Source organism: Photorhabdus asymbiotica (genome assembly GCF_003634575.1).
Lineage (GTDB): Bacteria > Pseudomonadota > Gammaproteobacteria > Enterobacterales > Enterobacteriaceae > Photorhabdus > Photorhabdus asymbiotica.
This window is the reverse complement of the sequence record NZ_RBLJ01000004.1, coordinates 262,190-274,464: the sequence shown is the minus strand read 5'-3', so window position 1 is coordinate 274,464 and position 12,275 is coordinate 262,190. Positions and strand designations below refer to the sequence as shown.

At 44.6% G+C, this 12,275-nt stretch carries 11 protein-coding genes and 1 pseudogene; 1 reads left to right on the top strand and 11 read right to left on the bottom strand.

What is annotated here, in order from left to right; translation table 11 throughout:
• Positions 1 to 21 precede the first annotated feature (21 nt).
• Positions 22 to 468: pseudogene (locus tag BDD30_RS17075) on the top strand (IS110 family RNA-guided transposase); the annotation flags it as partial.
• A 104-nt stretch (positions 469 to 572) separates the two neighbouring features.
• On the opposite strand, the gene BDD30_RS17070 reads toward BDD30_RS17075, so the two are convergent.
• From BDD30_RS17070 to BDD30_RS17020, 11 genes are all read right to left on the bottom strand, one after another.
• Positions 573 to 1,664, bottom strand: a complete 1,092-nt coding sequence (locus BDD30_RS17070) for a type II secretion system F family protein (RefSeq protein ID WP_231849138.1) — start codon at positions 1,662 to 1,664, stop codon at positions 573 to 575.
• 13 nt (positions 1,665 to 1,677) lie between these two features.
• Positions 1,678 to 3,234 carry a GspE/PulE family protein gene (locus tag BDD30_RS17065; protein ID WP_015834910.1) on the bottom strand — a complete coding sequence of 519 codons (1,557 nt, stop codon included), beginning with the start codon at positions 3,232 to 3,234 and terminating at the stop codon, positions 1,678 to 1,680.
• A gap of 23 nt (positions 3,235 to 3,257) precedes the next feature.
• Positions 3,258 to 3,797 carry a type IV pilus biogenesis protein PilP gene (pilP, locus tag BDD30_RS17060; RefSeq protein ID WP_049795209.1) on the bottom strand — a complete coding sequence of 180 codons (540 nt, stop codon included), beginning with the start codon at positions 3,795 to 3,797 and terminating at the stop codon, positions 3,258 to 3,260.
• Positions 3,784 to 5,052 (bottom strand): type 4b pilus protein PilO2, encoded by a 1,269-nt coding sequence (pilO2, locus tag BDD30_RS17055; RefSeq protein ID WP_121302768.1) that lies wholly within the window; start codon positions 5,050 to 5,052, stop codon positions 3,784 to 3,786. The genes pilP and pilO2 overlap by 14 nt, the downstream gene beginning before the upstream one ends.
• Before the next feature lie 36 nt (positions 5,053 to 5,088).
• A complete protein-coding gene (gene pilN, locus BDD30_RS17050) occupies positions 5,089 to 6,690 on the bottom strand; it encodes a PilN family type IVB pilus formation outer membrane protein (protein WP_015834913.1) in 1,602 nt (533 codons plus the stop codon).
• Positions 6,691 to 6,694: 4 nt separating this feature from the next.
• Positions 6,695 to 7,036, bottom strand: a complete 342-nt coding sequence (locus BDD30_RS17045; RefSeq protein WP_041382064.1) for a toxin co-regulated pilus biosynthesis Q family protein — start codon at positions 7,034 to 7,036, stop codon at positions 6,695 to 6,697.
• A gap of 85 nt (positions 7,037 to 7,121) precedes the next feature.
• Complete coding sequence (locus BDD30_RS17040; RefSeq protein ID WP_015834915.1) at positions 7,122 to 7,646, bottom strand: hypothetical protein; 525 nt, start codon at positions 7,644 to 7,646, stop codon at positions 7,122 to 7,124.
• 84 nt (positions 7,647 to 7,730) lie between these two features.
• Positions 7,731 to 9,284, bottom strand: a complete 1,554-nt coding sequence (gene pilV / locus BDD30_RS17035; protein WP_015834916.1) for a shufflon system plasmid conjugative transfer pilus tip adhesin PilV — start codon at positions 9,282 to 9,284, stop codon at positions 7,731 to 7,733.
• 114 nt (positions 9,285 to 9,398) lie between these two features.
• Positions 9,399 to 10,196 (bottom strand): prepilin peptidase, encoded by a 798-nt coding sequence (locus tag BDD30_RS17030; protein WP_015834917.1) that lies wholly within the window; start codon positions 10,194 to 10,196, stop codon positions 9,399 to 9,401.
• Positions 10,197 to 10,268: 72 nt separating this feature from the next.
• On the bottom strand, positions 10,269 to 10,835 hold the full coding sequence (locus BDD30_RS17025; protein WP_041382067.1) for a type 4 pilus major pilin: 567 nt from the start codon (positions 10,833 to 10,835) through the stop codon (positions 10,269 to 10,271).
• Between the two features lie 651 nt (positions 10,836 to 11,486).
• Positions 11,487 to 12,275, bottom strand: coding sequence for an ABC transporter permease (locus BDD30_RS17020; RefSeq protein WP_015834919.1), 789 nt, complete (start codon positions 12,273 to 12,275; stop codon positions 11,487 to 11,489).

Sequence of the window (12,275 nt, the reverse complement as noted above, 5' to 3'; positions counted from 1 at the left end):
CTTTTACATGAGGCCATCGCCATGAATAACATGACACTTATCGGTATCGATCTCGGCAAACATACCTTTCATATCCACTGCCAGGATAAATCAGGTAACGCCCTTCTCCGTAAAAAATTTACCCGAACCAAGTTAATGGCGTTTTTAGCCGGATGCCCTTCTGCAACCGTGGTGATGGAGGCTTGTGCCGGCGCGCATTTTATGGCAAGACGAATAAATGATTTAGGCCATGAAGCTAAATTAATTTCACCGCAGTTTGTCCGGCCTTTTGTTAAAAGTAATAAAAATGATTTTATTGATGCGGAAACCATCTGCGAAGCGGCCTCACGTCCTTCCATGCGTTTTGTCCGACTCAGAACGGAAACTCAGCAGGCTATGCGTGTATTACATCGGGTCAGGGAGTCACGGGCCAAAGATAAGGTTAAAACGACCAACCAAATGCAGGCTTTTTTACTGGAATTTGGTATCAGGGAGCATAGATAACTCTGTGGCCGGGGTGAGTGAAAGCAGCAACTTGAAAGATGAAGGGTATAAAACACATTACGTCTTTAATAATATAATCACTGCATTATCTAAACAGATGGCATAGATAGTGATTGTTCAATCGCATTCTCAATGCCAGACACTGCCGTAACCACCAGCATCAACATACCACCGATCATAATAATTGAAGCCAACAGGAATCCACGAGTGACTATCTGAACCTTAATTATCGTTTCATCCAACCAATGCCGCGCAAACTTCGCCATTGATTGATCAAAACCTTGCAATCGTGATAATAACCTAATGTAACTTATCGCTTCATCGTCAGGAAAACGATAACCGGTATCGCGCAATGCTTCACCAAAACCGGCCCCCATTGAAATATGCTCGAGCGTAGCAGCGATACGCACATACAACCAGCGTGAACCGGCTTGTTCTAGCAGCAATTCCAGCGCAGATTGCAACATCATTCCTGAACGGATCAACAATGACACATTCAGTATGAACATACTGCCATGAATCGTTCTATACAGTGACCATGGCGGAAGCCGATCAAGTACTGTTCGCAAGCGGCCTCCCAAAAAAGACAATGAGAACAACAGTAAAATGATCGATATCACCAGAAATATCAGCGAATAAAATCCATAATCATTGACAAATATTCCCATCAAATAAAGGGTATAAGCCGCACCATCCCAAGTCTCCGGCTTAGAAACAGCAGCCAATTTGGGCACCAGACTGCCTGCCACAATATGCAACAATACACATATCATTCCAATGAGTACCACTGGATAAATAGATGCACCAATAACCGCACTACGGATCTTATTACCCGCTTCGATCATAGCGATCGCATCCATAAAAGCGCTACATATATCGCCGGAACGCTCACCGGCAGCAATCACCGCCACCTCATTAGGGTCTACCCATTGCTGCAAACTTTCTGCCAACGTACTGCCCTGACTCACAGATTCATAGCAACTACTTAACACCAATGCACAACCATTGTTAGGTTTATGGCCCTCGTTGCTGGCAATATTATACATCTCGCGTAATGCATCAATCAGCATGACCCGATTTTCCAACATCATGATAAGGTGCCCGTAAAAACGAATCCGTGCTTTCTTACCAAACTGTATCTTCGCCAATTGATAGTTCAATCTTTCAACAAAATCGGTCATGGACATATTCATTTCACTCTATTTGATGGATCGCAGGAATAATCGGGCCCATCACACGTTCTGCCGCACGGGGATCGATGATTCCGTCATTTATTTTGCAAATGAGTGCATCAACCTTGCTTAATCCCCCCATCTCTGAAATCCAATATCGGGTCGCTCCATGGTGGTGACCCATTCGATAGGCCTGCATCAAGCCGGGGGAAGTGCGTACCACTTCAGCAACGACTGTTCGGCCCAAAATGCCGCTCTGCTTGCAAAAATCACAGCCAGCTCCCTGTAGACAGACCGATTCCGACTGGCAGTAAAGATTCAATCGTTTCAATAGACGCTCAGAAACTTCCCATTCATGCCCTTTCAGGGGGACTTTACAGTGAGGGCATAACACCTGGATCAGCGATTGATTAACCAAACCAATCACTAGCCGCGAATCCATCAATAACGACTCCATCACCGCCTCGTCCTGCAAGCGGGGCAAGATCGCCAAAGCATCGTTTGCATGGATCGTAGTCCAGATAAGATGGCCCGTCATTGCTGCCCGAAATGTCATCTTTGCAGTCACTGCGTCGCGTATCTCACCAACCATAATCACATCAGGATCGAGTCGCATTGCATCAGCAATCGCCATTGCCCATTCTTGTTCGACCACGACGCTATCACCTCGATCACCGGTTATGGGGGATTGATTAGCACCGGCTATCTCATATTCAGGTGGATCTTCAAGCGTGAGTAGATGAATGCCAGCTTGTTCGGCTATCATCTTTTGCATTACGACTTTCAAGGTGGTGCTCTTCCCACTACCAGTCGCACCAGACAAGAGGACTACACCGGTCCGATGGTCCATCAATTCTTCCAGTATCTGACACTGTTCGGGCAAATAACCAAGGTCGCTTAGGGTACACATCGTTCCGGGGCTGTCCGCATACAACAATCGCAATACCATCAACATGCCCCGATCGAGTGGACGAGTATTAATACGCGCCCCGGAAAGTCCGCATTCGGTCAGGAATTCATCCTTCATTCGCGCGCGCTGTGCCTGCATCGGCTTAAAAGTCGGTTCGGCCACATCACACATACTTTGATAGATAGTCGCGCATAATCGTAACCCTTCTGCCGGACGCAGTTGTCCTATTGGTCGTAAATGACCATCAATACGACAACGGATTTCACAATAATTGTAGCGAGCAACAATATGTAAATCTGACGCACGCTCCTCAGTCGCTTCGCCGATCAAGCGAATGATATAACGCTGAACATCCGACTCTGTACCTCCCAGTCCATGACAATGCCCCTTACCAAGACGGTACAATTCTAATATGTTCCCCATGCCACAAGTGACAATTTGGTAGATGAGACCGTGTCTTTTCACCGTTTCTTCATAGGCCAGCACATGTGGATCAAGCCTGTGGGATGCAGACACGGCAAGTATGCATTGCCCTTTTTGCTGGGGTAACTCAACAAGACAAATCAAACTGCGGTTAGCCAACTCAATTTCAAGTGCACCATTCAAGGCAGATAAAACTTTTGCACCCTGCCTGACCATACACAACAGATCGGAGCTTGTGATTGCCATTAGAAATCTCCATCCATCAACAACTAATGGTTTAATGGCAACGGTGGGGCAACCATCAAGTCAAGGCTATCCAACAACGATGCATCATTTGTAGCCGTGAGACCAACATCATAGAGTCGCCCTTGTTTGGCGAAAGTCACTACTCCTGTATCTATTCGGATTACTTTATAACCATTCGGTAACTGATCCCCCGTTTTCACGTCCATAATGCCGCCTGAACGAAATCGAAGTGTAGCGGTCAATGCCCCATTTCGCCCAAAGATTGACTTAACCAAAGGCAAATCATTATTGACAACACCACTTTTATTCACCTCTCTGGAAATTTTATCGAATTCAGCCTGAGCATTTGCCCTTGCGGTTTCAGCTTTAAGTAACATCAAATCTGTCTGTAACTTTTCCAGTTGCGCCGCAACACTGTCAGTCGTTACGGTTGGCAATGAAGAATTCTGTGCAACGGATTTTGCCTGAACTGCCGGACTCTCAGTAGATGATACTTGTGCATAAGCCAGAGAAAATCGCGACACCACAAATATACTGATGACAAACTGACTAATTTTTTGCATAGAAAACCCCACTTAGCTCCCACTCAGGAAAACCATCAGATAACACAATTTTGGCACTGATTACCCTCAATCCAGGTAGCGTTTTACCTGAAAACAGTGCATCTGGTGATAATTGAGAAGTCAGTGTCCAGTCATAAGTCTGCCAATCAGGGTTAGCCCACACGCGTGTTTCACCCCCCGACAAAGGCGGCGGCGGAGGGGGCAAAACAGAAGCACCCTCCGTCAAAGCTGGAGGGGGTAAACCGAGCGCCTGAAAATAAGACATCAGCTCAATCAACGCCTGATCTGACGGCTGCAACACATCGTCATTGTTTTCCCGATCATGACTCTGCAACTGCTCAAACGGTATTAATACCTGTGCCTGCTCCCCACCATTGGAAATCACCGGGCCAGCCCGGAAAATATTGATCGCGGCAACCTGAAAAATATTGATCGGCATCCCATCATGACGCTGATAACTCACGGAAACCGCATCAGCGTCCAGCATAATGGATTCAACCTGCCAACCCGCGAGCGATAAGGGAACCCTGGCTAACGCTTTGTTCCACGCGGAAAACTGCCATGCCATTTTTGGCTGCGCAATCCACGGATGCGGCGGTGGAACCTCCACCACCTCATTGGATAAATCTGGCACCCTTATTTCTGTATTCTGCTTACAGAGGTGCCACATCCACCAACCACCCGCCAGCAAGAATGCCGTACCCGCGGTCATACCAAAGACCTTAATTTGATGCTTCGACATTTCGCCAGTTAAACTCTCAAGCTGGCCAACAGATTTTCTCAATGCAGACTTCGGTAACAATTGCACTAATGACATCTCTGGCCACGGCGACTCAAACTCCTTCGGCGCATAGATCGCATTCCAAACCCCATTGGCTCCCTCTACCAACTGCACCGTATCACGCAATTTCGCTTCAATTTCTTCACGAGTGCCGATCAAATCACGTCCAGCCATTATCGCGCCTTGGTGTACTGCAACCAATGCATACTGTCCATCAGGCAAACAAAACGCACCTATCCAGTTAGACTTATCCACGGCTTTAGCCAAAGTCACCGCCAATGAATAACAACCTGGCGTTCCTGCCTCCTTTGGCACATACCCGACCTGTATACTTCGCCCAACACGATGCCGAACAATCAAGGTAAACCCTGCCGCAATCCCACTCCTACGTATATTAGAACGTGCCAACATAGTAACGGGTGGCCGCCAAATGATGCCTGCTACCAAAGTCTTACCATATAACTTGATTTGCATAGCTCGCTCCGCGCCTGTTTCAGTCTGGGTCATTTTTCAATCTACCACTATCGGGGTAATCATGACTACGATCACATTATGGTTTCTTTTACCTTCACGGCTCCCACCCAAGAATTGATTATCCGGGCTACCCAAGCCACTGCGATCGCTGGCATCTGACTGTTGCTCGAATCCTGACAGCACCAGAGTTTCACCTGAATGTAGCCGCACTTTCTGACTGAATGCACGTAAGTCCACGGTCGGTAACTGCACCTGACCGGTCTCTTCCTTACCAAATTTCTCCAGCCTTTTTAAATCGCTCAAGCTAATGTTGTACTGTAACAATATTTGCTTGTCGGCCATTGCATAAGGCAACATCAACATATTAAAGCCCGTCGTCACAGTCGCTGGCTCAATCCCTACCGAAGTTCCAACTTGTGGTGTTGAAGTATTAGAAATGGATGCAACATAACCGGTCTGCGTTGCTACCTGCATCGGTACCGCCTGCAAATTTAGCGTAGTAACAGAAGGTTGAGTCACTATAGAAACTTTACCTTGAGCCGATAACGCCTTGATCAGTAAAGTACTGTCACTAAATGGCCCTTTGAGAATATGAATATTCGTGCTAATCCCGCTCCCATCAACGGCACTACTGCCCTCACCACCCACTCCTATGTGAGCGCTTTTATAAGCCAGAGACCAATCAACACCATACTGATCAGCCCGATCAAACATCAGGTTAAGGATCTTGACATTAAGCACCACCTGCGTTGTCAATAATTTATTCTGCTGATCGATATAATCCTTAATTCTATCAAGTACTTCAGGGGAATCTGTTACCACTAATGACGCTGTCGCCATCGACAAAGTTAATTTACCTTCACCGGGCGTCAGCATATTTGATACCGTTTTTTGGATCTCATCCATCACCGAACGAGTTAAAGAAGTCGCAAGCGTTTGGGAACTACCGCTGTTACCACTATCTTCTCCACTTAAGCCGCCACCGCCGAACGTTGCACTGGTTGTCGCCGTCACACTGGAAGACAACGCATCCGTGCCCGGCAATGCATATATTTGAAATACCCGTGTCTCTGTTTTGAAAATATGCACCGCACCATTGTGCACTTTCCAATGCAATCCTGCTGATAAAACGACCGAATCAAGTAAACCTGCCAAAGAGCCATGCCAGTTCACGTTGATTTTCATCTCTTCTGATTCACTGCGTTCAGATAGCGGCTGAGTGTTCGAATTAACAACAACCTCTCTGCTACTTCCTTTCTCATCCGATACTGAACTGGGATACACCGCAAGCCGTGCATCAGCACTGATCAGCACCGGTACGCCACAGATACGTTTAATCTTTTCTGCAAACTGGTTCAGAGTCATCGACTCGGCTTCCTCCAGAGTCAACATACAGGAAACCGTCTCACTCTCCTTCTTTGATGGAATCTCCTTGGTTGACACCCAATAGCCATGCTCGTGAACATGCACCACTGCCGCCGCGGGAGTCTTGCGTAATTCCTTGATAATATCGGTAGCCCTTGCCATCTCGGTATCTGCCCGATGATCGACCTTAGAAATCGCAACACAACCTGACAAGCCAGCGACTATGCAGGGCAGCAATATCAATCTACAAAACGGCAAAAATTGAATACACATGCTATTACCCCTGAGCCTGTACATGGACCAGCCGCTGTTCCTGATAAATATCAACGGTGAAAGGACGATTCGCCATGGCGTAAGCTTCGAACAACTCACTGACCGCATGGATAAACGAGCCATCGAAACGCAAACCAGCTCTGATCGGAAAATCATAGGAAGCATCCCATATCACCTGATAGCCGGACTTATTGGCCCATTCTTGGGTCACAGCACGCAGAGTTTGCCCAGGCGTAGCTATCCATACCGCGGCTAAAGGAACCGATATTGGCGTAAATGCTGCGTAAACGGCGGTATTTGACATACAGAAAAACGCCGCCAAAACATATGCGATTATTTTATTCATCGATCTTTCCAAAGAAAAAGAAGTAGCCAAACAACCTATTAATAAAGTTCAGTGACCCGAAGAAAGCCCACTAGCCAAGCAGCAACTACAGTATTTCTACCAGCGCTCCGTCAGATACAAACTGTCGAACATCATTGGGTAATTGTCTGGCAAGCGGGCTTCCTATTCGCCTCGCTCTACCGTCAATCAGTCTGGAGCCACTCTTGAAACCAATCTGATCAGGTTCTGCTCCCCACTTAAGCAATTCTCCGAAAGCACCATGCAATAATCGATTGTCGCCAGAGTTGATATTTTTGCGGAAAATATAGACATGTGCCCCTGAAATAAATGCCCCCCAGAGACATCGTTTGGAAAAGTTGTCACACCAGGCATCGGTGTTCACCCACGTTATATGCAGGGCGGTCAATGCTTGCTGCATATCCCGACGCCTGACCGCTCCCTGAACATGATCATTAAGTAAGTGCACACCGGCTGAAGCATAGCAACGAAACAACACGGCTATATCAGTCCTGGCCCGCACTGACTGCACACGCACTTCATACAATAGCTCACCGAAAATCAGTTGCATGAAAAATATGACGGCGATCCCGACAATAGCTAATGGCCACATTGATATTCTCCTGCTTAGGTTAAAAACAGCAGCAATCCTCTGAATTTGGTTAATTCCAAATAATCAGATACAGAGTGCTGTTGATCATCGATTATGACGGCCCAAAATATGGATACTGTTTTTAGAAGAGTGGAACATGCTGGTAATGCTATATTTGCGATGTGGTCCTGCAATGAATGTCACTACACAAGTACTTGCATTCTGTAGACTTACATTAGCACTCACTTCTGGATAATCCACCAACTCTAATTGTTGAAAAACAAGCGGTACGCCAGATTCCTGACTGTGGCCATTTTTATCCGCTTCATATACAGCCAACACACAACGCAGATGATCACCATCGGAAATCGGCGGTGTAGAAGCAGTGACTAACACCGGAACATCAGAGTGGTTAAAGAAAGGCCGACTATTTGCCTTACCGCTTTCACTCATCATCTCCGGTAACATCTCTGGTGCAGACCTGTCACCATGAGCGATTACCGTTTGATTCGCAAATAACTGTTTATTTCCGCTAGCATTTTTCCATTGCAACGCTAGACCCATGTCGGCTTCCTGACACACCAACAATTCACCCTGTTTACTCATGGATACATTACCTAACGCAGGACAAGTGCCACCGACAAAATTTCCAGTTTTGGTGCTTATCACTAGGTTATTGCCAACAATGACATTTTTATCTGCCTGAACATCGCCAGCAGCCAAAGTGCCTTTATTACCAGGATTAGCATTACCATCAAGAATAAATAACGTGCCATGCTCTGGATTGATAACAATTGCACCGTCATTATTTTGTTCAATATAAGCTTGCTTCCCTTGAGAGCGGGAAGAAAAGGCTATCTTATTTGCACCATTAATCATTCCAGAGCCTTGCATTGACAACATATCCACCTGATCAAGACTATTGCCGCCCATACTGATGCTGGTTTCCATCTTATTCCACTCTGGATGCCCACCTGTTTTTTGTCGGTGAAGCAAGTCACCCGCCAATGTCCCTGGACCATAGATTGACGCATCCCGCATGAATGGCGCGTAAAAAATACGTCCGATCTCATTGGGTTGTTCACGGAAAAAACCAGCAAAAGATTTAGGCGCATTGACCTGACCATAACTATTCCAATAAGTGGCCGGATTACGATTGTCCCGATTTATGTAATCCAGATACAGCCCGCCAACACCAATCAATTGCGCGATCTTCATCGAATGATTGGCAACATTTGGCTGTTTGCCACCAATCATTGCCGGAACCGTGTAAATCAACGGATCGATACGTTTTTTACCATTGGGTAACATGACGATACGCAAAACACCATCATATTTCTGACCAAGCGGATTGACCGTATTCTGATCAAGCCCTGGAGGTAAATAGGGGGTCATCTCTGCCCAATTAATTGATATTGGTGTTGGTCCATGACTTAAAGCGACATAATTATCATTAACATAATCCACTACCGCATCACCAAGATGTTGAATCTGCCCGGCAACAACTTGGTTCACCAGCATGTCACTTTGCCTGTTGAGATAAACCACACCAACCACCATCATTGATGCCAGTACTATCAGTGCAACAGTCACTTCCAGTAACGTGAAGCCTGCATCATGGCGGCGTATCGTCAATGTCGATATAGACTCATCATGCATAAAAAGCCCTTCTTACATAATAAGTACGGAGATTTCTTCCATCCGATAACCTATTTTCCCCAAGAGAGATCCTAGCTCAAAGGGAGTGCACCGCTGTTCCTATCACTCCGCTGGCTACCTTTGGCAAAACGCAACAATCAATCCAGCCACCGCCAGACCTGGGCCGAAAGGTATTTGTGGTGCGGTCCTTATGCTGCGAAACCGCCAAATTGTCAGATAACTTATTAGGGTGAGACTTGCTGCAAGTAAAACCACCCATGGAAGCGCTGCTACCCCCAACCAGGCACCAAGTGCCGCCAGAAATTTAGCATCTCCCATTCCCAACGCATCACGCTGGAACAATTGCCGAGCAATCCACTCCACCAGCCTAAAAAACAGATATCCACAAACCGCACCACTGATTGCCAGAGGTAATGCCACAAATCCGGCAGAATCCAGATTGAACAACAGCCCTAACCACAACAAAGAAAGTGTCAGTTGATCAGGTAGCAACATATATTCGACATCAATGACAGCCAGCGCTACCAACATCGAACTCAGCCCCCATAGCCCCAACAGCGAGTAATGCCATCCTGTAAACAACGCCAGCAAAGAAAAGAGCGCCGCCATAGTGCCTTCAACTAATGGATAACGTAATGAAATCATACCATTACAGTACCGGCAGCGCCCTTTCCGGCATAAATAACTCAACAGGGGAATATTATCGCGGACGGCCAACACGCGACCGCAACGTGGACAATGAGAACTGGGAAAACAGAGATTAAAACCGGTAGTCTCATTATTGCTTTCAGAGATAATCATGATCGGCAGACGACAGATCACCACATTCAGAAAACTGCCGACACATAATCCCAGCAATCCTGATGTCAGGACCAAACACCCGATAGAAGATTGCAGCCATCCCATCATCATGATGTTCTCCCAGTAGATTCAACACAAAAGAACCTTATAAACACACCTCACATCACAAAATCAATCAATGCCCTAACTGGCAGAAATAAGTGTCACTGTATTTGCGTCCTTGGCATTACATGCAGCATCAATTTGAGCCAACGTCGAATCTGGTTTAATTTCCGTAGCCGATTGCTGCCCTTTCCCGTTACCAACAGTCATTTTCGACCAGCCCTCCACCCGCAATTTCAGAGAAAGTTGCTGACAAGCCTCATCAGGTACATTCTGATATTCAATCTTAAAGGTCTGAGCGGTCGCATCTCCCTGAGAAATAGTGACCTTACCATTCCAACTATTAAAAATAATCCCGGTTTTACCATCCTGAGTCATATTAGCCGGAACAACTTTGTAATTAATGGCCACCTTGTTATCCAAACTGTCATAGCCTTTGGCTCCGTTTTTAATTGATTTCACATTTGCTGCCATCTGAGTGATATTTGATGATTCTGTTGAGATTTCCGAAGCCCGGAACAACTTCCCGATACCTGCTGCGGCTGCGGCTAATATCACAATGCCAACAATCATCACAACCAATGCCTCAATCAAAGTAAAGCCAGATTGACGTTTGGCACTACGTAGCACATTGACTTTCTTATTCATACTCATCACTCCAAAATCAAAATAATAGACGCACTACAACTCACTACCTGGAAGACTAAACACTCCATATACTTTCAATGCGAAATAAAAAACATAGAAATAATCACTTAAATAAAAATATTTAAAATACTTCAATGTTTCAAATTGAAATGAATTCTATAAGTTATAATTTGAAAAATAAAATTGCTTAAAACGTTCAAAAATCATACAATCGATCGGTAAAAACTATCAAATTTATTAATTTGGATCGCAAATATCAATCAAAACTAATGATGCAGCTTGTTAAAAAGTCAGTAAATTTTATTCTGTCAATTATCTGCAAATCACAATATATAAATATTTTTTATAAATTAAGTATGTTTGTTGTTAAGCCTTACTGTTGTACTGCATCTGACACAGATCACATTTTCGCAAAAATGGTGCACACAACTGTGTTCTTCAGTTGAGGAAAAATACCTTTCATTAACTCAGGTTTTTTAAGTACGAATGGAGATTTTTTTGATCACTATCCAATCAGGACAGTAGCAAATGGGACCTCAGTTGGTTCTTGATTTACAAGGGACTGTAACGTAATTTCCAGACGTTCTGGCTTATTCCTCGTAATAATAAGAACACTTGCATATATTTGATACATTATACATTCCTCCTTTCTCAGCTACCTGTGCTGGAATATGATTTTAATCCCAATTGCCAAATTATCCTTGATAGAATTAAGAAAAAAATCGAAATGAAAACTGACATTATCCCTAATTCCCATCCAATATTTCCAAATAATGCCATGGCAGCAGGGTTTGCAATTAATGCTAGAGGAATTATCATCTTAAAAATAAAACCAAACCCTCCATTAAAGATATCGATAGGAAAACGAGCAATAATAATATTATTTAAGAACAAAGAATCTCTGTGTTCATTGCTAGGCCACCAAAACGAAGTAACAGTCCAAATAAACCAAATACTGTAATACGTTATCATTCCAGTCAGTAACAGCAAAATATACAGAAGTAAATCGATAAAATGAAAACTCACTGAAGCAGAATAATATCCATACACGACAATAAATACACCGCTGATTGTGTTTGTTAATTGAGGAAAATCAATTCGCCTAAAAGATGCATAAAATTGAGAGTCGATTGGCTTGGTCAGATAAATATCAAGTTTTCCTTCTATAATATCATCCTGGAGTTCTCCCATATTGTTTATCAATAATCCCATCATCACAGAATCAATAATGACATAGGTACCTAGTAATATAATAATATCTTCCCATGCCCAACCTGCAATACTATCAACATGTCCATAAATGGCTTTAAAAAGAATAATAGGAACTGAAATCCATAGTAATGACGAAAAGACAGCAGCCACAAAATTAGGACGAAATTCCATATCTTGTTGCAGACTTAACACAAGAATCTTTTTCATCAGTTTTAAATATCGAAACAT

Coding starts and splice junctions, on each gene's coding strand:
- BDD30_RS17020 (WP_015834919.1), bottom strand. CDS start 12,275: ATGTTTCGATATTTAAAACTGATGAAAAAGATTCTTGTGTTAAGTCTG.
- BDD30_RS17045 (WP_041382064.1), bottom strand. CDS start 7,036: ATGAATAAAATAATCGCATATGTTTTGGCGGCGTTTTTCTGTATGTCA.
- BDD30_RS17065 (WP_015834910.1), bottom strand. CDS start 3,234: ATGGCAATCACAAGCTCCGATCTGTTGTGTATGGTCAGGCAGGGTGCA.
- BDD30_RS17030 (WP_015834917.1), bottom strand. CDS start 10,196: ATGATGATGGGATGGCTGCAATCTTCTATCGGGTGTTTGGTCCTGACA.
- BDD30_RS17070 (WP_231849138.1), bottom strand. CDS start 1,664: ATGACCGATTTTGTTGAAAGATTGAACTATCAATTGGCGAAGATACAG.
- BDD30_RS17040 (WP_015834915.1), bottom strand. CDS start 7,646: ATGTGGCCATTAGCTATTGTCGGGATCGCCGTCATATTTTTCATGCAA.
- pilO2 (WP_121302768.1), bottom strand. CDS start 5,052: ATGCAAATCAAGTTATATGGTAAGACTTTGGTAGCAGGCATCATTTGG.
- pilN (WP_015834913.1), bottom strand. CDS start 6,690: ATGTGTATTCAATTTTTGCCGTTTTGTAGATTGATATTGCTGCCCTGC.
- pilP (WP_049795209.1), bottom strand. CDS start 3,797: ATGCAAAAAATTAGTCAGTTTGTCATCAGTATATTTGTGGTGTCGCGA.
- pilV (WP_015834916.1), bottom strand. CDS start 9,284: ATGCATGATGAGTCTATATCGACATTGACGATACGCCGCCATGATGCA.
- BDD30_RS17025 (WP_041382067.1), bottom strand. CDS start 10,835: ATGAATAAGAAAGTCAATGTGCTACGTAGTGCCAAACGTCAATCTGGC.